The 20263-nt window shown below is 51.3% G+C and carries 22 protein-coding genes and 2 tRNA genes; 21 read left to right on the forward strand and 3 right to left on the reverse strand.

Annotation, left to right across the window (positions count from 1 at the left end):
* Window positions 1-19 precede the first annotated feature (19 nt).
* Together EDC33_RS01100 and rnhC are read right to left on the reverse strand one after the other, a co-directional pair.
* Entirely contained in the window at window positions 20-484 is a 465-nt protein-coding gene (locus EDC33_RS01100) for an S-ribosylhomocysteine lyase (protein WP_040106765.1), read from the reverse strand.
* Window positions 485-557: 73 nt separating this feature from the next.
* Window positions 558-1373: a ribonuclease HIII gene (gene rnhC, locus EDC33_RS01105; protein WP_333907757.1), complete on the reverse strand. Its 816-nt coding sequence runs from the start codon at window positions 1371-1373 to the stop codon at window positions 558-560.
* On the opposite strand from rnhC, the gene zapA reads away from it, so the two are divergent.
* The 13 genes from zapA to EDC33_RS01170 all read left to right on the forward strand — a co-directional run bounded on the left by zapA (window position 1364) and on the right by EDC33_RS01170 (window position 14259).
* Entirely contained in the window at window positions 1364-1621 is a 258-nt protein-coding gene (zapA, locus tag EDC33_RS01110) for a cell division protein ZapA (protein ID WP_040106767.1), read from the forward strand. The genes rnhC and zapA overlap by 10 nt on opposite strands.
* Window positions 1622-1625: 4 nt before the next feature.
* On the forward strand, window positions 1626-2159 hold the full coding sequence (locus tag EDC33_RS01115) for a CvpA family protein (RefSeq protein ID WP_124009924.1): 534 nt from the start codon (window positions 1626-1628) through the stop codon (window positions 2157-2159).
* Window positions 2160-2187: 28 nt separating this feature from the next.
* Complete coding sequence (polX, locus tag EDC33_RS01120; RefSeq protein ID WP_124009925.1) at window positions 2188-3882, forward strand: DNA polymerase/3'-5' exonuclease PolX; 1695 nt, start codon at window positions 2188-2190, stop codon at window positions 3880-3882.
* A 10-nt stretch (window positions 3883-3892) separates the two neighbouring features.
* Entirely contained in the window at window positions 3893-6220 is a 2328-nt protein-coding gene (locus tag EDC33_RS01125; RefSeq protein ID WP_124009926.1) for an endonuclease MutS2, read from the forward strand.
* 180 nt (window positions 6221-6400) lie between these two features.
* A complete protein-coding gene (trxA, locus tag EDC33_RS01130; RefSeq protein ID WP_031544591.1) occupies window positions 6401-6715 on the forward strand; it encodes a thioredoxin in 315 nt (104 codons plus the stop codon).
* Window positions 6716-6769: 54 nt separating this feature from the next.
* Window positions 6770-8539, forward strand: coding sequence for an excinuclease ABC subunit UvrC (gene uvrC, locus EDC33_RS01135; protein ID WP_179287211.1), 1770 nt, complete (start codon window positions 6770-6772; stop codon window positions 8537-8539).
* Between the two features lie 128 nt (window positions 8540-8667).
* Window positions 8668-9279, forward strand: coding sequence for a succinate dehydrogenase cytochrome b558 subunit (locus EDC33_RS01140; protein ID WP_124009927.1), 612 nt, complete (start codon window positions 8668-8670; stop codon window positions 9277-9279).
* 15 nt (window positions 9280-9294) lie between these two features.
* Window positions 9295-11064 carry a succinate dehydrogenase flavoprotein subunit gene (gene sdhA / locus EDC33_RS01145; protein WP_124009928.1) on the forward strand — a complete coding sequence of 590 codons (1770 nt, stop codon included), beginning with the start codon at window positions 9295-9297 and terminating at the stop codon, window positions 11062-11064.
* Entirely contained in the window at window positions 11065-11829 is a 765-nt protein-coding gene (gene sdhB / locus EDC33_RS01150; protein WP_040106774.1) for a succinate dehydrogenase iron-sulfur subunit, read from the forward strand.
* A gap of 87 nt (window positions 11830-11916) precedes the next feature.
* The gene (locus EDC33_RS01155) at window positions 11917-12360 is read left to right on the forward strand and encodes a MarR family winged helix-turn-helix transcriptional regulator (RefSeq protein ID WP_094905453.1); all 444 of its coding nucleotides are present in this window, start codon (window positions 11917-11919) and stop codon (window positions 12358-12360) included.
* Window positions 12353-13150 carry a glutamate racemase gene (gene racE / locus EDC33_RS01160; RefSeq protein WP_124009929.1) on the forward strand — a complete coding sequence of 266 codons (798 nt, stop codon included), beginning with the start codon at window positions 12353-12355 and terminating at the stop codon, window positions 13148-13150. The genes EDC33_RS01155 and racE overlap by 8 nt, the downstream gene beginning before the upstream one ends.
* A gap of 13 nt (window positions 13151-13163) precedes the next feature.
* A complete protein-coding gene (rdgB, locus tag EDC33_RS01165) occupies window positions 13164-13793 on the forward strand; it encodes an RdgB/HAM1 family non-canonical purine NTP pyrophosphatase (RefSeq protein ID WP_124009930.1) in 630 nt (209 codons plus the stop codon).
* Window positions 13771-14259, forward strand: a complete 489-nt coding sequence (locus EDC33_RS01170) for a metallophosphoesterase family protein (protein WP_229716663.1) — start codon at window positions 13771-13773, stop codon at window positions 14257-14259. Before rdgB ends, EDC33_RS01170 begins: the two co-directional genes overlap by 23 nt.
* Here the strand turns inward: EDC33_RS01170 and EDC33_RS01175 are convergent.
* Window positions 14256-14489, reverse strand: a complete 234-nt coding sequence (locus EDC33_RS01175; RefSeq protein ID WP_124009931.1) for a hypothetical protein — start codon at window positions 14487-14489, stop codon at window positions 14256-14258. The two genes, EDC33_RS01170 and EDC33_RS01175, sit on opposite strands and share 4 nt — an antisense overlap.
* Window positions 14490-14539: 50 nt before the next feature.
* Here EDC33_RS01175 and EDC33_RS01180 point away from each other — a divergent pair, with 50 nt between their 5' ends.
* The 8 genes from EDC33_RS01180 to clpX all read left to right on the forward strand — a co-directional run bounded on the left by EDC33_RS01180 (window position 14540) and on the right by clpX (window position 20207).
* A complete protein-coding gene (locus EDC33_RS01180) occupies window positions 14540-14896 on the forward strand; it encodes a thiol-disulfide oxidoreductase DCC family protein (RefSeq protein ID WP_124009932.1) in 357 nt (118 codons plus the stop codon).
* Between the two features lie 47 nt (window positions 14897-14943).
* Window positions 14944-15495, forward strand: a complete 552-nt coding sequence (locus EDC33_RS01185; RefSeq protein ID WP_124009933.1) for a GNAT family N-acetyltransferase — start codon at window positions 14944-14946, stop codon at window positions 15493-15495.
* 97 nt (window positions 15496-15592) lie between these two features.
* A tRNA-Arg gene (locus tag EDC33_RS01190) sits at window positions 15593-15666 on the forward strand.
* Window positions 15667-15718: 52 nt separating this feature from the next.
* Window positions 15719-15792: transfer RNA gene (locus EDC33_RS01195), tRNA-Arg, on the forward strand.
* Window positions 15793-15883: 91 nt separating this feature from the next.
* Window positions 15884-16501 (forward strand): NUDIX domain-containing protein, encoded by a 618-nt coding sequence (locus EDC33_RS01200; RefSeq protein ID WP_124009934.1) that lies wholly within the window; start codon window positions 15884-15886, stop codon window positions 16499-16501.
* The gene (locus tag EDC33_RS01205) at window positions 16491-17432 is read left to right on the forward strand and encodes a hypothetical protein (protein WP_124009935.1); all 942 of its coding nucleotides are present in this window, start codon (window positions 16491-16493) and stop codon (window positions 17430-17432) included. The genes EDC33_RS01200 and EDC33_RS01205 overlap by 11 nt, the downstream gene beginning before the upstream one ends.
* An 89-nt stretch (window positions 17433-17521) precedes the next feature.
* Window positions 17522-18805 carry a trigger factor gene (tig, locus tag EDC33_RS01210; RefSeq protein ID WP_124009936.1) on the forward strand — a complete coding sequence of 428 codons (1284 nt, stop codon included), beginning with the start codon at window positions 17522-17524 and terminating at the stop codon, window positions 18803-18805.
* 145 nt (window positions 18806-18950) lie between these two features.
* A complete protein-coding gene (clpX, locus tag EDC33_RS01215; protein ID WP_094905462.1) occupies window positions 18951-20207 on the forward strand; it encodes an ATP-dependent Clp protease ATP-binding subunit ClpX in 1257 nt (418 codons plus the stop codon).
* Window positions 20208-20263: the final 56 nt, after the last annotated feature.

The following is a 20263-nucleotide window of genomic DNA, read 5'->3' on the forward strand; positions in this document are numbered from 1 at the left end:
CGTCCTTTTCATGTCTGTTCTATTTGGCGAATACGACATCCCAGCCGTCTTTTTTGGCGAGCATATTCCGGGCAATCTCCTTGGCGCCTTCCAGGCTGTGGCTCGCTGCCCAGCCGCACTGCACTTCATTGCATGCAGGGACTTCATCTGCTTCGAGCACATCATCGAGTGTCTTTTCCACCACTTCCCGGATATGGTCGAAGTCATCATCGTTCAGCACGGCAAGGTAGAAGCCGGTCTGGCAGCCCATCGGGCTCAGATCGACGACCTTGTCATGATGGTTCCTGATGTTTTCTGCCATCAGGTGCTCGAGTGAGTGCAGCCCCGGCATTTCCATATGCTCCTTGTTCGGCTGGCAGAACCTTATGTCGTATTTGTAGATGACGTCCCCATGCTCACCTTCACTCTTTCCGGCGAGGCGGATGTAGGGCGCATCGACTTTCGTATGGTCGAGGTTGAAGCTTTCGACATTCATTTTCGGCATTTTAAAGACTCCTTTAACTGATTGATTATTCCCATAATAAAGGAAAAGCCATTGATTCTCAAATGTATCGGATCTACATGGAGCCTTTCTTCCTGAGCAGGTCCATCACCTTCTGCCTCGATTTGAAATGCTTCTTCGTCATATTATCGAGGTAGTCCATGCCATGACGGTCTGCGATCTTTGCTGCAAATGCATCCGTCTTTCCGCTGGCGCCCCGCGGCACCGTGGTTTTCAGATTGCGGTTCAGATTTTCCATCTGCTCCAGATATTTGCTCCGTGCAAGTATGCTGGCACAGGCGACGGCGATCGATTTCGACTCGGCCTTCGTCTCCTGATGGATCAGTTCCGGCCTGAACGGATCGGGGACATATTTCCTGTAGGCATTCTCCGTCGTGAACTGGTCGATGACGATTGCCTGGACATCCTGCTGCGCCCCGTCATCAAGCTTTTCATATACATTGCGGATGCAGTGGTCGTGCAGGACCGCCTTCAGCTTGACGATGTTCCATCCTGCATCGATCTTTTCATTGTAGGATGGATTGTCGAGTATGACGAGTGAGTAGGGGATGATATGGATGATGTCACGGGCCAGTTTATCGACCGTCCCGTTCGAGAGGTTTTTGGAGTCCTTCACCCCAAGTTCCTTCAGGAGGGCCACTTTATCCGCGGGGACGTGGGCCGCACATACCGTCATCGGGCCGAAGTAGTCGCCGACACCGGCCTCGTCACTGCCTATAGTATTCAGTTGATCATAGTTCATATTTACCCGTTCCTTTATGTTTTTTCGTATGCATATACTTGTATAACCACTGGTGGATAAGTATAATAAATTAATGATAACATAAAGAGCTGAAACTTTTGATAGGGAGGCAATGTCAGATGGCAGAATACAGAAACCGCATTGCTGTCGAAATAAATGATCAGCAGTATACGCTGGTCGGCGAAGATGATCCGGAACACATCCGTTATGTGGCCAGACTCGTCGATGAAAAGATCAAGGAGATCGGTATGAAGAGTGCAGGGCTTGATACCACCAGGAAAGCAGTGCTTACGGCAGTGAATGTCATGGATGAATACGTGAAGCTGGTTGAAAAGCATGAGGCATTATTGAAAGAAATGGACCAGCAGGGTAATTGATGCCATGACACTACTTCTACTGATACTGCTTGTCATTGGGATGGTCATCGGCTACCGGAGGGGCGTCATTCTGCAGTCCCTTCATCTGATCGGTACGATTTCGGCCATCATCATTGCTGCCATGAACTACGAAAAGCTCGCCTCTCGCTTCGATATGGTGATGCCCTATCCGTCAACTGCAGAGACACTTACGAATCCGCTGCTCCCTGAAGTGGATAATGCAGAACTCGCCTTCTACAGGATGGTCGCGTTCTTCATGATATTCGTGGTGGCGAAGATTGTGATACAACTGATCGTCAGCGCATTCGACTACCTGCAGCAGATCAACGCGTTCGGCACCGTCGGTGATGTCCTTGGCACGATACTCGGCGTCATAGAGATGATGTATATACTGGTTGTCCTTCTGATGATGGCAGCCGTAATACCGCTCGAAGGTGTGCAGACGATGATGGAGAATTCCGGATTGGCACAGTTCCTCATGGAGAACACCTTCATCATTTCTGATAAATTCATAGAATGGTTACAAACTGAGTCATAGCGATATGGCTCTTTTTTTGGAGGACAATATGACTAAAAAAGATATAATCAACCTGCTTGAAACGATAGCCACATACATGGAGCTCTCCCTGGAGAACCCGTTCAAGGTCTCCGCCTACCGGAAGGCGGCTGGAGCGATCGAGAGGGATCCGAGGTCGCTTGCAGAGATCGATGACTTCTCCGAAATCAAGGGCATCGGCAAAGGCGTGAACGAAGTCATCACTGAATATGTCGGGAAGGGGGAGTCGTCCGTACTCGGCGAATTGAGGGAGTCGGTCCCGGCACCGCTCATCCAGATGCTCAAACTGCCGACGCTCGGCCCCAAAAAGATTGCGAAACTCCATAAGGAGCTCGGCGTCGTCTCGCTTGAATCCCTAAAGGCGGAATGTGAAGCGGGCAGGGTGAGTGAACTGAGCGGCTTCGGCAAGAAGACGGAGGAGAACATCTCCAAGGCCATCGATGAGCTGCTCACACGTCCGGAACGGTATCCGATCGAAAAGGTGCAGCAGTTCAGGCGGCTCATCGAAGCGTCATTCGAGGATATGGAAGGCATCAGCCGCTATGATAATGCAGGCAGCGCCAGACGTTTCAAGGAAACGAGCAGGGATCTCGACTTCATCGTGGAGACCAGGGATGCAGCCGGCGTGACGGAAAAATTCATCGGCCTGCCCTTTGTGAAGGAGGTCGTGGCGAAGGGGGAACGGAAACTCTCCGTCGTGATCGAACATGATTTGGATCAGATCGGTGTCGATATACGTTTTGTGACGCCTGAAGCCTATGCGACGACCCTTCATCATTTTACCGGTTCCAAGGATCATAACGTGAAAATGCGGCAGATCGCCAAAACCCGGGGCGAGAAGATCAGTGAATACGGTGTGGAGAAGGATGGCGGGGTACTCACATTCGATTCCGAAACGGATTTCTTCAGCCACTTCGACCTTCCCTATATTCCGCCGGCAATGCGGGAGACGGGGGAAGAGACGGACGTTGATGTATCCGGCATCGTCACACTGGAGGACATCCGCGGGGACTTGCATATGCACACGGTCTACAGTGACGGCGCCTATTCCGTCCGTGAGATGGTGGAGGCCTGCATCGCCAAAGGCTATGAATACATGGTCATCACCGACCATTCCAAAAGTCTCCGTGTCGCAAACGGCCTCGACGAGGCGCGGCTGCGCCGTCAGATCGAAGAGATAAAGGCGCTCAGGCCGGAGTACCCGGAAATAGACATCTATACAGGTACGGAAATGGACATCCTGAAAGATGGCACACTCGACTTCCAGGATGATATGCTTGAGGAACTCGATTATGTCATCGCGGCCATCCACTCGAGCTTCCAGCAGACGGAGGAGGAGATCATGCACCGTCTGCAGATGGCATGCGAGAATCCGCATGTCAGGCACATCGCCCATCCGACGGGCAGGCTGATCGGCAGGCGGGAAGGCTACGCGGTCGATATGGAAAGGCTGGTACAGATAGCGAAGGATACGGGAACAGTGCTTGAAGTGAATGCCAATCCAAGGCGCCTCGACCTATCATCGGATGTCATCAGGAACTCGGGGCTCATGTTGATGGTGAATACGGATGCACACCATTCCAGCCATCTGGATTTCATGGATTACGGAGTAGCGACCCTGCAGAAGGGTCTGATAGAAAAAAATAAAGTGGTCAACACTCTCTCCCGTGAGAAGTTCAGAGAGTGGGTCCAAAAAGGGAAATAGAGGGTTTTGAATGAATGAAAGAACGATAAATACATTGGAGTTCAATAAGATACTTTCCCAGCTTTCTGCCTTTGCAGAGAGCGGGAAGACGAAGAAAGCGATCACTGCCGACATCGTCTCGACCGATCTTGAAGAAGTGCTGCAGATGATCAATGAGGTCGATGATGCTTCGACGATGCTGAGGTACAGGGCGGTTGAACTCGGCGGCATCACGGACATCAAAAGGCATGTCAGGCGTGCAGAGATCGGAAGCATGCTCGGTGTGGCGGAGCTGAATGAAATCAGGACGATACTCAGCCGCAAGCATGCCCTGAATGCGGTGTTCAATGATTTCGAGGAAGATGAGGTCATGCTCCCGAACCTGCCTGTCTATATCAACGGGCTGCCGGACATCCATTTCCTGTACAGGCGGATTACGGAGACGATCGACGAGAGCCAGGTGCTCGACCATGCTTCGGAGGCGCTGCTCCGACTCAGACGGAAGATCAAATCCGAGGAAGGCAGGATACGGGACCGTCTGAATGACATCATCCGCGGCGGCAGCCAGAAGAAGCTGTCGGACAGCCTCATCACGATGCGGAACAACCGCTATGTGGTCCCGGTCAAGGTGGAGCACCAGGGCGAATTCAATGGCATCGTGCACGACATGTCCTCAAGTGGACAGACGGTCTATATGGAGCCGATGGCCGTCGTCCAGATGACCAATCAGATCCAGAGGCTGAGGGAGGAGGAACAGTCGGAGGTTGAACGCATCCTCTACCAGCTGTCATCCGAAGTCGCCGAAGTATCAGAAGAGCTCGGCATGACCGATGATGCGCTGCACCATATAGACATGGTGTTCGCCAAGGCGAAGTATGGGGCGAAGATCCGGGGATCGAAACCCGAAGTGATGGCCTCGGGCGGCATCTATCTGCCCGCCGCCTTCCACCCGTTGATTCCAGGCGATGAAGTCGTTAAGAACGACATCGAGATGGATGAGGAGACACTGGCCGTCATCATCACCGGGCCGAACACCGGCGGGAAGACCGTGACGATCAAGACCATCGGCCTCAGCGTGCTCATGGCCCAGGCAGGGATCCCTGTGCCGGCCCGTGATGGCAGCCGCCTGCGGCTGTTCGAAAAGGTCTACAGTGACATCGGTGATGAACAGTCCATCGAGCAGTCCCTCTCGACCTTCTCGAGCCATATGACGAACATCACCGGCATCCTCGAAGAGGCGGATGACAACAGCCTCGTCCTGCTGGATGAGCTCGGGGCGGGGACGGATCCGGAAGAAGGTGCAGCGCTGGCGATCAGCATTTTGGAATATCTGCTCGACAAACACACTACGGTCGTGGCGACGACGCACTACCCGCAGTTGAAATCCTTCAGCTATACACGGGAGGATACGGTCAATGCCAGTGTGGAATTCGATGTGGAGACGCTGTCGCCGACGTACCGTCTGCTGATGGGCATTCCAGGAAAATCCAACGCTTTTGAAATATCAAACAAGCTCGGCCTCGACAGCACGGTCATCGACCGGGCAAGGAAACTCGCAGGGCGGGATTCCACAGATGTCAACGATATGATTTCAGCCCTTGAGCGGCATACGAAGACCGCCCAGGATAATGAGCGGGAAACGCATGAACTGCTCAGGGAATCCGAAAGGCTCAACAACGAGCTGAAGTCCTATATGAACGATTATGAAGCCTATAAGGAAAAGCTCAGAAAAGAAGCGCGTGAAAAGGCGAACCGGGTCATAAAGGATGCCGAGGCGAAGGCGGATGACATCATACGTACCCTTGAAGATATGAAGAAACTCGGCGCCGACATCCAGGAGCATGAACTGATCGACCAGAAGAAGGCGCTGTCCGACAGCTATCAGCAGGAGGATATACGCAAAAAGGAGCGGGCGGAAAAGATCGAACAGATATCCCCGGGGGATGAAGTCGATGTGCTCTCCTATGGCCAGAAGGGCGAAGTGATTGAAGTGAAGGACGATTCCATCACCGTCCAGATGGGCATCATTAAGATGAAGGTCGGCAAGGATGAAGTGAAGCGGCGCAAGAAGGAGAAGCAGAAACGCACTGTATCGAGGCGGATCGGCAAATCTCCGGTGAAGCGGGAGCTCGACCTCAGGGGAGAGCGCTATGAGGAGGCCATCCAGAAACTGGACAGGTATCTGGATCAGGTGATACTCTCGAACTATAATGAAGTGGAGATCATCCACGGCAAGGGGACGGGTGCGCTGCAGAAAGGCGTGCAGCAGTTCCTGAAGTCCCATTCCAAAGTGAAGTCATTCAGGGGCGGCATGCCGAGCGAAGGCGGCTTCGGAGTGACCATAGTTGAAATGAAGTAGGTGTCCGGATGGATAATTTTGATATGTATAAGCTGGCGAAGATACTGATAGCAGCAGGCATCCTCATGTTTCTGAGCGGTGTCATCTATCTGATGTTCTTTGCCTAAGCAGTAAAATTGAGGACAAATATATCCTCATGCTATACTTGTTTCATAACTTAACCTAATGGAGGTATTTTATATGGCTATTATAGAAGTGAATGATCAGAATTTTAAAGAAGAAGTGGGAAGCGGCATCAAATTGGTGGACTTCTGGGCACCTTGGTGTGGACCTTGTAAGATGATCGCACCGGTTCTTGAAGAAGTGGCACAGGATGTCGAAGGGAAAGCGGACATCGCAAAACTGAACGTCGACGACAACCAGGCGACGGCCAGCGAGTACGAAGTCATGAGCATTCCAACACTCATCCTGTTCAAGGATGGCCAGCCGGTGGATAAAGTGGTCGGCTTCCAGCCTAAAGAGCAGCTCGTTTCACTTATCGAAAAACATGCATAATTGATACAGCCGCCCTCGGGCGGCTTTTTTATCATGAAATATAGAGGGATCGCTATGGAAGAACTCAAATTGAAACTGTCGGTATTGCCGACTGAACCGGGATGCTACCTGATGAAGGACAGGCATGGAATCGTCATCTATGTGGGCAAGGCCAAAAACCTCCGGAACAGGGTGCGGTCATATTTTACCGGAGCGCATGATGAGAAGACGATGCGGCTCGTCAAGGAGATTACGGATTTCGACTTCATCGTGACAAACTCCGAGGTGGAGTCGCTGCTGCTCGAACTCAACCTGATCAAGAAGCACTATCCGCGGTACAATATACTGCTCAAGGATGACAAGAGCTATCCATTCATCAAGATCACAAAGGAAGAGCATCCGAAACTCATCGTCACAAGAACGGTGAAGCCCGCTACAGGGACCTATTTCGGGCCCTACCCGAACGCCTACAGCGCACATGAGACGAAGAAGCTGCTGGACCGCATATACCCCCTCAGGAAATGCAATACCATGCCCGACAAGCTGTGTCTCTATTATCATATCGGGCAGTGCCTGGGACCGTGCGTCTATGATGTGCAGCAGGAACAATACAAGGAAATGATCGATGGCATCACCCGTTTTCTGAATGGCGATACGAAGCAGATCACCGATGAGCTGAAGGAAAAAATGAATGCCGCTTCGGAAGCATTGGAATTTGAGAAGGCGAAGGAGTACCGGGATCTTCTCGGACATATCGAGGCGACCATGAACAAGCAGAAGATGATGACCAAGGATATGACTGCAAGAGACTGTTTCGGCTACAGCGTTTCCAAAGGATGGATGGCGATTTCTGTGCTGCTCATCAGAAACGGCAACCTGATTGAAAAGAAGGCGGACATGTTTCCGATCAATGATGATGTACAGGAGGAGTTCTTCCGGTACATCGCACAGTTCTATGACCTGAAATCCAACCTTCTGCCTAAGGAAGTCCATATCGCCAAGGGGCTGGATCAGAAGATCATAGATGAATATCTGCCGGTGGCGGTCGTCCAGCCCAAAAAGGGCCAGAAGAAGGAAATGGTCGACTTGGCGATCAAAAATGCGGAGATTGCGCTTGAAAACAAGTTCGAGATGATCGACAAGGATGAAGCGCGGACGGTCAAGGCGATAGAGTCCCTCGGGGAGGTGCTCAACATCGAGACGCCGATCCGCATAGAGGCCTTCGACAACTCGAATATACAGGGTGTCGACCCGGTCAGCGTCATGGTGGCCTTCGTGGACGGCCGCCCGAGCAAGCGGGACTACCGCAAGTACAAGATCCGCACGGTGACCCAGCCGGATGACTATGCATCGATGGCAGAGGCAGTCAGGCGCAGATACACACGGGTGCTGAAGGAAGGGCTCCCATTGCCGGACCTGATCATCGTCGATGGCGGCGTCGGCCACATGAATACGGTCAAATCCGTACTGATGGATGAATTGTCACTGGACATCCCCGTGGCAGGCCTCGCGAAGAATGAAAAGCACAAGACGGCTGAACTGCTCTACGGCGACCAGGCGTCCATCGTGCCGCTCAAGAAGAATTCGCAGGAATTCTACCTGCTCCAAAGGATCCAGGACGAGGTCCACCGGTTCGCCATCAGCTTCCATAGGAATACACGCCGGAAGACATCAGTCACATCGAAGCTCGATGGCATCGAAGGTGTGGGGCCGAAGCGCAAGCAGAAGCTGTTGAGCCATTTCGGGTCCATAAAACGGATGAGCGAAAAGGAAATAGAGGATTTCACAGAAATAGGGATTCCGGCGCCGATCGCAAAAAGGATTTTGGAGGCTTTGAGGGCCTGATCGACACGTTTGAATTTTCACAATCTTTTTTTGTGCAAGAACCCAAGTTGTCTTGATTTATGCATACCTTGAGAGTAAAATGATGGATGTGTAAACTTATTTCATTGGAGAGTTAGGGGGGAATTCGAGTGTCGAAACAAGATTCAAGTTTTGCGATCAGGCGCCTTCATTCTTTGCTGGGGGTCATTCCTTTAGGTGTCTTCCTGATACAGCACCTATTGGTCAACCATACGGCTACAAGAAGTGAAGAAGCGTTCAACGCAGCATCAGAGTTTATGGGTAATCTGCCTTTTGTACTATTTTTGGAGATCTTCATCATCTATATTCCAATTCTATTCCACGGTATCTACGGCATCTACATTGCATTTACTGCAAAGTACAATGTCGGACACTACAGTACATACAGGAACTGGATGTTTCTTCTTCAGAGGATCAGCGGCGTGATTGCATTCATCTTCATCGCCATCCACGTGTATCAGACGCGTGTTCAGGTGTTCTTTGGTGAAGAGGTCAACTTCGATATGGTGCATCAGATTGTTACGAACCCGGCATGGCTGGTGTTCTACATCATAGGTATCATCGCGACCGTCTACCATTTCGCCAATGGTCTCTGGTCGTTCATGGTGACATGGGGCTTCACACAGTCCGACAAGTCACAGCGTGTGATGAGCTACGTGACTGCTGTCGTTTTCGTAGTAGTCAGCTTCATCGGCGTACAAGCAATATTGGCATTTATTTAATAAGGAGTGGACAGAATGGCTAATGATAAAATCATCGTTGTCGGTGGCGGACTCGCCGGATTGATGGCAACGATAAAAGCAGCTGAGACAGGCGCCGAGGTGGACCTGTTCTCAATTGTGCCCGTAAAACGTTCTCACTCCGTATGTGCTCAAGGCGGAATCAATGGAGCGGTCAACACGAAAGGTGAGGGCGACTCTCCAGCAATCCACTTTGATGACACAGTCTACGGTGGGGACTTCCTGGCCAACCAGCCTCCGGTCAAAGCAATGACGGATGCTGCGCCTCAAATCATCCACCTGCTGGACCGCATGGGTGTCATGTTCAACAGGACGCCGGAAGGTCTGCTTGACTTCAGGCGTTTTGGTGGCACGCTGCACCACAGGACTGCATATGCAGGGGCGACGACTGGGCAGCAGCTGCTGTATGCCCTGGATGAGCAGGTCAGGAAATATGAAGTGGATGGTCTTGTCCGCAAGTTCGAAGGCTGGGAATTCCTTGGTGTCGTCCTCGATGACGAAGGACGCGCACGCGGAATTACGGCACAGCAGATGACCAATGCTGAAATAGAGACGTTCAAATCGGATGCTGTGGTCATGGCGACAGGCGGTCCGGGAATCATCTTCGGCAAATCTACAAACTCCATGATCAATACAGGATCTGCTGCATCCGTCGTATACCAGCAGGGTGCCATCTATGCGAATGGTGAGTTCATCCAGATCCACCCGACGGCGATCCCTGGTGATGACAAGCTCAGACTGATGAGTGAATCCGCCCGTGGTGAAGGTGGACGCATATGGACATATAAGGACGGCAAACCATGGTACTTCCTTGAAGAGAAGTATCCGGATTACGGAAACCTCGTACCAAGGGATATCGCCACACGTGAAATATTCGACGTCTGTGTAAACCAGAAGCTCGGCATCAATGGTGAGAACATGGTCTATCTGGACCTCTCCCATAAGGATCCGCATGAGCTTGACGTCAAACTCGGCGGCATCATTGAAATCTACGAAAAGTTCACAGGGGACGACCCGCGCAAAGTTCCAATGAAGATCTTCCCTGCAGTCCACTATTCAATGGGCGGCCTGTACGTCGATTTCGATCAGATGACGAATATACCTGGACTCTTTGCAGCCGGAGAGTGCGACTATTCACAGCATGGTGGAAACCGTCTCGGTGCGAACTCACTGCTCTCAGCCATCTATGGCGGCATGGTCGCAGGACCGAACGCCATCGAATACGTTAAAGGCCTCGAGACTTCGTTCGAAGATCTGGATGATTCCATCTATGAGAAGCACACGAAGGCAGAACAGGAGAAATTCGACAACATCATGAGCATGGACGGCGATGAGAACGCCTATGTCATCCATAAGGAGCTCGGTGAACTGATGACGGACAACGTCACTGTCGTGCGTCACAACGACAAGCTTCTTGAGACGGATAAACGCATCGTTGAACTCATGGAGCGCTATAAGCGCATCAACATCAACGACACCAAGAAGTGGAGCAACCAGGCGGCATTCTTCACCCGCCAGCTCTGGAACATGCTTGTCCTTGCACGTGTCATCACGATCGGCGCCTACAACCGGAATGAATCCCGTGGTGCCCACTACAAGCCTGAATTCCCTGAACGTAATGATGAGGAATGGCTCAAGACGACAAAAGCACATTTCGAAGGGCCGCACGAAGCGCCACGCTTTGAATATGAAGATGTTGATGTCAGCCTCATCCCGCCACGTAAAAGAGACTACTCTACAAAGTCGGAAGGGAGTGCTAAAAAGTAAATGAGTGAAAAAACAGTAATATTCAATATAAAACGTCAGGAAAATACTGAATCAAAGCCATACTGGGAAGAATTTGAAGTTCCATACCGCGAGAACATGAACGTGATCAGCGCATTGATGGAAATCCAAAGGAACCCGGTGAATACCAAAGGCGAGAAGACGACACCGGTCACTTGGGACATGAACTGTCTTGAGGAAGTCTGTGGTGCATGTTCAATGGTCATCAACGGCAACGCCCGCCAGTCCTGTACAGCACTGATCGATCAGCTCGATCAGCCGGTCAAGCTGGAGCCGATGTCCACATTCCCTATCGTGAAAGACCTTCAGGTCGACCGTTCATTCATGTTCGACAGCCTGAAGCGCGTCAAGGCATGGGTGCCGATCGATGGTACTTACGACCTCGGTCCAGGACCACGCATGCCTGAGAAGAAACGTCAGACAGCCTATGAACTTTCAAAATGCATGACGTGCGGCGTGTGCCTTGAAGTATGCCCGAACGTCAATGACAGCTCCAAGTTCATGGGTGCTGCACCGATCAGTCAGGTCAGACTGTTCAACCTGCACCCGACAGGCAGCATGAACAAGAATGAAAGGCTCGATGCCCTCATGGGCGTCGGCGGTGTCGCTGAATGCGGCATGGCACAGAACTGTGTCAAAGCATGCCCTAAAGGCATCCCGCTCACCACTTCCATTGCTGCAATGCAAAGGGAGACGAACTTCCATATGTTCAAATCCTTCTTCGGAAGCGACCATGAAGTAGAATAATCTGAAATGGGAAGAGCGCTGCTCTTCCTATTTTTTTATTTTCAAGTACGTTATAATGAAGGAAATAAGCGAGAAGGACTGGGGTTAATGAGTGATAGGGAATCGATCATATCGATAGAGAAATCAATCAGATACATATCCGCCCATGTCAAAAGCCATGGACGGGAAATATTGAAGAAATACGAACTTTCACCTCTTCAGTTCGTCGCCCTGCAGTGGGTGGATGACAAGGAGGGCATCACCATCGGGGAATTGTCGAACAGGCTGGATCTGGCGCATTCAACCACCACCGACATCGTCGATAAGCTTGAGAATGGTGCATTCGTAAAAAGGCAGAAGTATGAAAAGGACAAGAGGATTGTGCTGGTGCTGATGCAGGACAAGGGACATCAGATCATCAAAGAGGTCATCGCCAAACGCATCTCCTATATTTCGGAAATCACATCACATCTCTCGGCCGATGAAAAGGAGATGCTTCCGGTCATGCTGGAGTCGATTCTGCAGGAAAGTGAAAAACGGAGCCATGAGTAGACCGATCGGTGTGATGGATTCTGGTGTCGGCGGCCTCACGGTGGCTAGCGAGATCATGAGGCAGCTGCCTGACGAATCGATCATCTATTTCGGAGATCTCGACCGATGTCCTTATGGCAGCCGTCCGATGGAGGAAGTGAGGCGGTTCACAATAGAAGTGGCCGACCATCTCGTGGACCGGGGCATAAAAATGCTTGTCGTGGCCTGCAATACTGCGACTGCGGCAGCGCTTGATACGTTGAAGGACCGATATGACATACCGGTGATTGGCGTCATAGAGCCGGGAGCAAGAAGTGCGATACAGGGCAGTACGAACCAGAATGTCATCGTGCTGGCGACGGAAGGGACAGTCCAGTCAGGGGCCTACCCGGAAGCGATACGGCACATCAACCGCAATTTCAGCGTCCAGAGCACCGCATGCCCGAAATTTGTCCCACTCGTCGAAGAATTGCGGTACAAGGACCGTGTGGTGGTCCGGGTCGTCCTCCACCAGACTTTGAAGCATCTGGCGGATTCCAGGGCGGATACCGTCATATTGGGGTGTACACACTATCCCCTGCTGGCTGGTGAAATCAGGGACTATTTCGATGGCAGGAAGAAAGTGATCGATTCCGGGTACGAAACCGCACGGGAAGTTAGCGCCATACTGACGCTCTTCGATTCGCATGCGCCACCTGGATCGGAGCCGCATCACCTGATGATTGTAAATGGGGAGACGTCCCGTTTCGAGTATATACTGAAGGACTGGATGCCCTTCATGAAGTACACATTGGAACAGGTTGAACTTTAAGGAGGAATGCATGATGGTCAGAATAGTGGTCGCCAGCGGAAACGAAGGGAAGATCAATGATTTCAGGGCGATATTCCCCGATGATGAAATCATCGGCATAAAGGAGATGCTGCCCGGTTTTTCGGTGGATGAGACAGAGGATACATTCAGGGGCAATGCCATACTCAAGGCGGAAGCAGCTGCAGAGGCGCTCGACATGCCCGTCCTGAGTGATGATTCGGGCCTCAGTGTCGATGCGTTGGACGGTGCGCCGGGCGTCCATTCGGCAAGATTTGCCGGAGTGGATGCGACGGATGAGGAGAACAACAGCAGGCTTCTGTCCGAACTCGAAGGTGTCGGGGACCGCACTGCACATTTCACATGTGTCATCGCCCTCGCCATGCCGGGCCGGGAGACGCGGACGTATGAAGGGAAGCTCCAAGGTGAAATCCTCGAATCCCCGCAGGGTGGGGGTGGATTCGGATATGACCCCCTCTTCCGGACGGAGGATGGCAGGCTGCTCGGCATGGTTAGTGCCGAGGAAAAAGGGGAAATAAGCCATAGAAGAAATGCATTGGACCGGCTTCGGGAAGACACCGAATTATTCGATGCATTAATACACTTTGATGGAGATGATGGCAATGAGGATTCTGATCGTAAGTGACAACCATGGTGAAAAGGGGATCGTATATGAGGCATATGGCAGAAATGCAGGCGATCTGAACATCCACCTTGGGGATAGTGAGTTCAACTACGACGATACCGAGATGGTGCATTTCGAACGTGTCAGGGGAAATGTGGATACGGACAGCCGCTACCCTGTAGAAGGGCATCACGAAACATCAGGCGTCTTCTATACACATGGACACTACTACGATATCAAGAAGGGCCGGGAGGTGCTGGCAGACCGCGCCAAGGAATACGATGCGACGTATGCATTCTACGGCCATTCGCATGTGGCGAAGGCCGAAGCCGTGGGCGGCGTCTACTGCATCAACCCGGGAAGCATCTCGAACTCCAAGGGTGAACTCGTGGAGTCATATGCGGTGCTCGACACATCCAGCAATGTCGTCACCTTCCTGGACAGGGAGCATGAGGTCATCAAGGAAGTGGATCTGGATACGCTCTAGGCCATGAGCGCAGTCATGAGCATCAGTACTGTAAGCATGAGCATCGCCCATTCGACTGTCCCCCGTCCGTGGCTCTCCCGCATGGCAGAACCGAGGAAGACGAGCAGTACGATGGACAGGAGGATGAAGATCGGGGGATGCATTTCAAATGTCGTATATCTTCCGGTCAGGTAGAGTATGGAGAGTGCGGTGAAAAACGTGGCGAGAAATATTCTGCCTGGATTCTTCATAGGCATGATGCATCCTTTCCCAATGAGTTTGAAAGTCAGGAGGGTCAAATATGAATATACTTTATTTCGATGACGATTGCATCATCTGCAACCGTTTTGCGAAGATCATCACTGCCCTGGACCGGAAGGACACCATACACTTCAGCTCCATAAAGGCGCTGGAGGGAATTGTGCCGGAGGACATCGATTCCGTCGTGTACTACTCCGACGACATGTACATCCATTCCGATGCCGTCATCGAAGCGGCCGCCGATGCGACAGGCTTCAGGGCCGTCAGACTGCTGAAGGCCATTCCCGTCTGCTGGCGGAACGCCCTCTACAGGCTGATTGCAAGGAACAGGTATCGGCTGAACGACAGGATGTCATGCACCATCGACCCGGAAGTGAGAAGAAAGATCATCTCATAGGTTAATATATGGCCAAAATCGACTAATCATGACAGAGGGATCATAATATGGTGAGGATAAAAGTGGATGCGGATATAGAACTGAAGGCCATGGAACAGCGTGACCGGGCGATGGTATTCGATACAGTGGACCAGAACCGCGGCCATCTCAGAAAGTGGCTGCCATGGGTCGACTACATGACCAGTGCAGAGGACTATATCGGCGTGATAAAAGCATGGCAGGAGGATATCGACAACGGCGTCGGCCTGCAGCTCGGCATCTTCCATAAGGGAAAATTCGTCGGCATGTGCGGATATAATGAAATATTCTTCCTCAGCAGGCGCGGCCAGCTCGGCTACTGGATCTCGAAGGAGGGGGAGGGGAAGGGGATCGTCATGCGGTCCGTCCGAAAGCTTGTGGAATACGGATTCAGCAGACTCGAACTGAACCGGATAGAGATCATCTGCGGAGAATACAACTACAGGAGCCGGGCCCTGCCCGAAGCGATGGGATTCACGAAGGAAGCTGTACTTGCAGACTACGAGTTCCTGTACGACCATTATCACGACTGCATCATGTACCGGCAGCTGAAAAGGGAGTACGATGCAGGGCAGCCTTGAAGGGGAATATCCGCTGGTGTAATAAAACATGAATTATTTCAAATAGGTGTTTGACTTAGAGGGGACATTTTGATTATAATTGTATTTGTCCGATTCAGTCCTGGTAGCTCAGCCGGATAGAGCAATAGCCTTCTAAGCTATCGGTCGGGGGTTCGAATCCCTCCCAGGACGCTATGAAAGAACCCCCTTGAGTGGGGTTCCTTTTTTTATCATTCCAAATGATGTCCCAGTAGCTCAGCAGGATAGAGCGACAGCCTCCTAAGCTGTAGGTCGGGGGTTCGACTCCCTCCTGGGACGTAACCGCCCTCCCTCGTGGAGGGTTTTTTTATTTTACAAACAAAACAGGCTTCTATAAAATTATTATGACTTCATATAAAGGAGAATTATGATGAGCAAATTTGATGAACCTATTCTCGTAGTACCGAGGGATGTTCTTTTTAATGATGAGGCGGATGCCTTCAATGGTTTCATTGGCATGAACGACAGAAGGTACGAAAACATTGTTTCAACCTTTCCGAAGTTCGAAGTGAAGCGGCGGGGGGACATGGAGGAGGATCCGGCGTACAAGCAGCTGGTCGGTTATGTCATAATCACTTCCGACAATGGAAAAACACTCGTCTACAAGCGCCTGGATGGCGGTGGTGAAGCACGTCTGCACGGCATGCTGTCGATTGGCGTCGGCGGGCATATGAATGACGTGCCGGATGCTTCCGGCATCGAGGAGAAGCTTTATATCAATGCAGGCCGGGAACTTTCTGAGGAAGTGGGACTCTCCCAGGAACAGCTCGAAGATATAGAAATCGTCGGCCTGATCAACGACGATGATAACGAGGTGGGCCGTGTCCATATCGGTGTCGTATTCAAGGTGACGGTCGAAGAAGCGGATGTTGCCTCCCATGAGGAGGATACACTTGAGCTCATCTGGGAAAAGGACGACCAGCTGGCGGAGCGGTCCCCTTACGAATCATGGAGCGAACTGATCATCAAGGATGCCTATGGACGATAAGGTCATCTCCCACCGCCGGTTCCTCGGCAAGATGGAACGCGACATGGAAGCCGACCGTCAGAATGACGATCATGCGGCATTCGTCGACAAGTTCAGAAGATACGAAGCACTTCTGGAGCCGGACATCGGCCTGATCGAACAGTTCTACCGGGCGCTCTTCGCCATCGGAAAGCATGAGGAGATCATCGACTATGCCCTGCTGCAGATGAATGCCGGGCGTGGACATTATGATGTGCACATGCGCCACCTGCTCGAAGGACTCCTGAGCCAGGAGCGGTATTTCGAGGTGGTCGAATTCTCCGACCATCTCATGAAGGAGGAAATCCCCCATGACTTCCGGATTGAAGTGGCGGCGCTCCGCCACCGGGCGAAGAAGGCAATTGACGAGAAGAAAGAGGCTCCGATGTCTGAAATGCCGGAAGTCGATGCCGACTCCTACAATGATATGCAGTCCTATGAACGGATGGATTTCCTGAAGCGGATCATTGAAGAGGCGGATGACCGATACCGGGAGCTCATCCGGAACGTGGCGGCGGCGGAGGATAACCCTGAACTGCTGACGTTCATGCTACTGTATCTAAGGACGGCCGGGGACGGAAATGTGCTCGTCGTCCATAAGATGGGTAAAAGGATAGAGGTCGTCCCCGGAGAACTGCATGACCTTGAGGAAGGTCCCTTCAGGTCGATCAGTGCGCGTGTCATGGATGAAGTGGAGGACAGGATTCCGCAGTTTGCCGAGTCGGCGGCTGCCATGCTGATGTCGCATATGCTCTACTGCTACCCGGTCGAGCCGCCTTTTGGGACAGAGGATATGGTGGCTGCATATCTGGAGGAGATACTCGGTATGGTGAACATCGAGTATGAAGTCGCGGCCAACCCCCAGGCAGTCTCCTGGATCCGGGCGCTCGAGCAGTCGATTGCCGGGGAATGAAGGCTGGAAATCAAATGTTGGATATGAAAAAGTGATATGTTATACTATATTGGTTGATTGAAATCATGGACTAACGGAGGAATAAGAATATGTCTCAAAAGTGGGAAAAACAAGAGGGTAACGAAGGAGTTCTGACTGTCACAGTCCCTGCAAAGGAAGTTGACGGTGCTCTCAATGAAGCATTCAAGAAAGTTTCAAAAGATGTAAGCATTCCAGGATTCAGAAAAGGCAAAGTGCCGCGCCAAATGTTCGAAAAGCGTTTCGGTGTAGAATCCCTTTACCAGGATGCACTGGATATCCTGCTTCCAAAAGCTTACACAGAAGCTGTAAATGAAGCGGACATCAATCCTGTGGATCAGCCTGAAGTGGACATCGAGCAGATGGAGAAGGGCAAGGACCTCATCTTCACTGCGAAAGTCATCGTGGAACCTGAAGTGAAGCTCGGCGAATACAAAGGGCTTGAAGCTGAAGAGCTTGACACGGAAGTGACTGACGAGGATGTTCAGAAGGAAATCGACAACATGCTCGAAGCACATGCCGACATGGTTGTTAAGGAAGATGGAAAAGTTGAAGAGGGAGACGTCGTCAACCTCGACTTCGACGGCTATGTAGATGGCGAACAGTTCGAAGGCGGCCAGGCTGAAGGCTATGAACTCGAAATCGGTTCCGGCAGCTTCATCCCAGGCTTCGAAGAACAGGTAGTCGGCATGGGTGTTGAAGAGGAGAAGGACGTCAACGTCACTTTCCCTGAGGAATACCATGCAGAAGAACTTGCTGGCAAAGAAGCGACTTTCAAAGTCAAAGTCAACAGCATGAAATCCAAGGAGATTCCTGAGCTCGACGACGAACTCGTCAAGGAACTCGATCAGGATGTAGAGACTGTGGACGCTTTGAAGGAGAAGGTCGAAAAAGACCTCAAAGAAGCGAAGGAAAATGAAGCGGATGTGACCATGAAGGAACAGCTCATCGAGCAGGCTGCAGATAATGCAGAAATCGATGTGCCGGAAGCGATGGTCAAGACCGAAACGGACAGGATGCTCCAGGAATTCGAACAGCGCCTCTCCCAGCAGGGCATCAACATGGAGATGTACCAGCAGCTGTCCGGCCAGGACGAAGATGCACTCCGTGAACAGATGAAGGACGATGCACAGAAGCGTGTACGTACGAACCTCGTGCTCAAGCAGATTGCTGTCGACGAGGACATCGAAGTGACTGAAGCGGACATGGACAAAGAGCTTGAAAAGATGAGCGAACAGTTCGGCATCAAAGTGGAAGACATCAAATCCACTCTCGGCGACCTCTCCATGCTCCAGGACGACCTCAAAGTACAGAAGGCAATCGACGTACTTGTAGACAACAGGAAACAGAAGTAGAACAGGCATAAGAGTACAAATGAATCAAGAGCTCTGCAACAGGTCGTTGCAGAGCTCTTAGCTTTATGGCCCTCCGAGACTGTATATTTGATTTTAAAGATGATTTCTAGTATATTTTACAGGAATGAAAAAAGAGGTGTTGAAAATGTTTAAATTTAATGAAGACGACACAAATCTCACTTGTTCCTTCTGTGGCAAGGATCAGGAACAGGTGAAGAAATTGATCGCAGGCAGTGGTGTCTACATTTGCAACGAATGTATCGAACTCTGCCATGAAATCATCGAAGAAGAGCTGAAGTCCGAAAAGACGGAAGTGTTTACAGAAATACCGAAGCCGCAGGAAATACTTGAAGCGCTGAATGACTATGTCATCGGGCAGGACAATGCCAAGCGTGCGCTGAGTGTGGCTGTATATAACCACTATAAACGTATCAACCAGAACCAGGAAGACGGCGTGGAAATCTCGAAGAGTAACATCGCGCTGATCGGGCCGACAGGAAGCGGTAAGACACTGCTCGCCCAGACGCTGGCCAGGACACTCAATGTGCCGTTTGCCATCGCCGATGCAACAAGCTTGACTGAAGCGGGCTACGTCGGGGACGATGTCGAGAACATCCTGCTCCGTCTGATCCAGGCAGCGGATTTTGATGTAGAACGTGCTGAACAGGGCATCATCTATGTCGATGAAATCGACAAGATTGCACGCAAGAGCGAGAACACTTCCATCACAAGGGATGTTTCCGGTGAAGGCGTCCAGCAGGCACTTCTTAAGATTCTCGAAGGAACGACTGCAAGCGTTCCGCCACAAGGCGGCAGGAAACATCCGAACCAGGAATCCATCCAAATCGATACGAAGAACATCCTCTTCGTCCTCGGTGGTGCCTTCGACGGTATGGATGAGATCATCAAGAGGCGCATAGGCGAGAAGGTCATCGGGTTTGGCGGTGCATCCGACAAATCAAACGACAAGGATGAGATCATGAAAAAGGTCCGTCCGGACGATCTTCAGAGCTACGGCCTGATTCCGGAATTCATCGGACGTGTACCGATCATCAGCTATCTTGAGGAACTTGATGTCGATGCACTCAATTCCATTCTGACAGAGCCGAAGAATGCGCTCGTCAAACAGTATCAGAAGATGCTCGAGATCGACAATGTGGAACTGGAATTCGACAAGGACGCACTGAATGCCATCAGTGAACTTGCGATCGAAAGAAAAACAGGAGCGCGTGGCCTCCGTTCGATCATTGAGGAGCGCATGGTCGACATCATGTTCAATGTGCCTTCCAATGAAGAAATCCGCAAGGTGAAGATCACAAGAGCGACAATTGAAGAGGAAGCAGAACCCCTGCTCTTCGATGAAAACGGGGAAGAGATTCAACTGAACCGTAAAAGTGCATAATACCTGAAAGAGCTGTCTGAACCATGGACAGCTCTTTTTACTGAAAGGGAGAAGAG

The organism is Salinicoccus roseus, assembly GCF_003814515.1.
GTDB lineage: Bacteria > Bacillota > Bacilli > Staphylococcales > Salinicoccaceae > Salinicoccus > Salinicoccus roseus.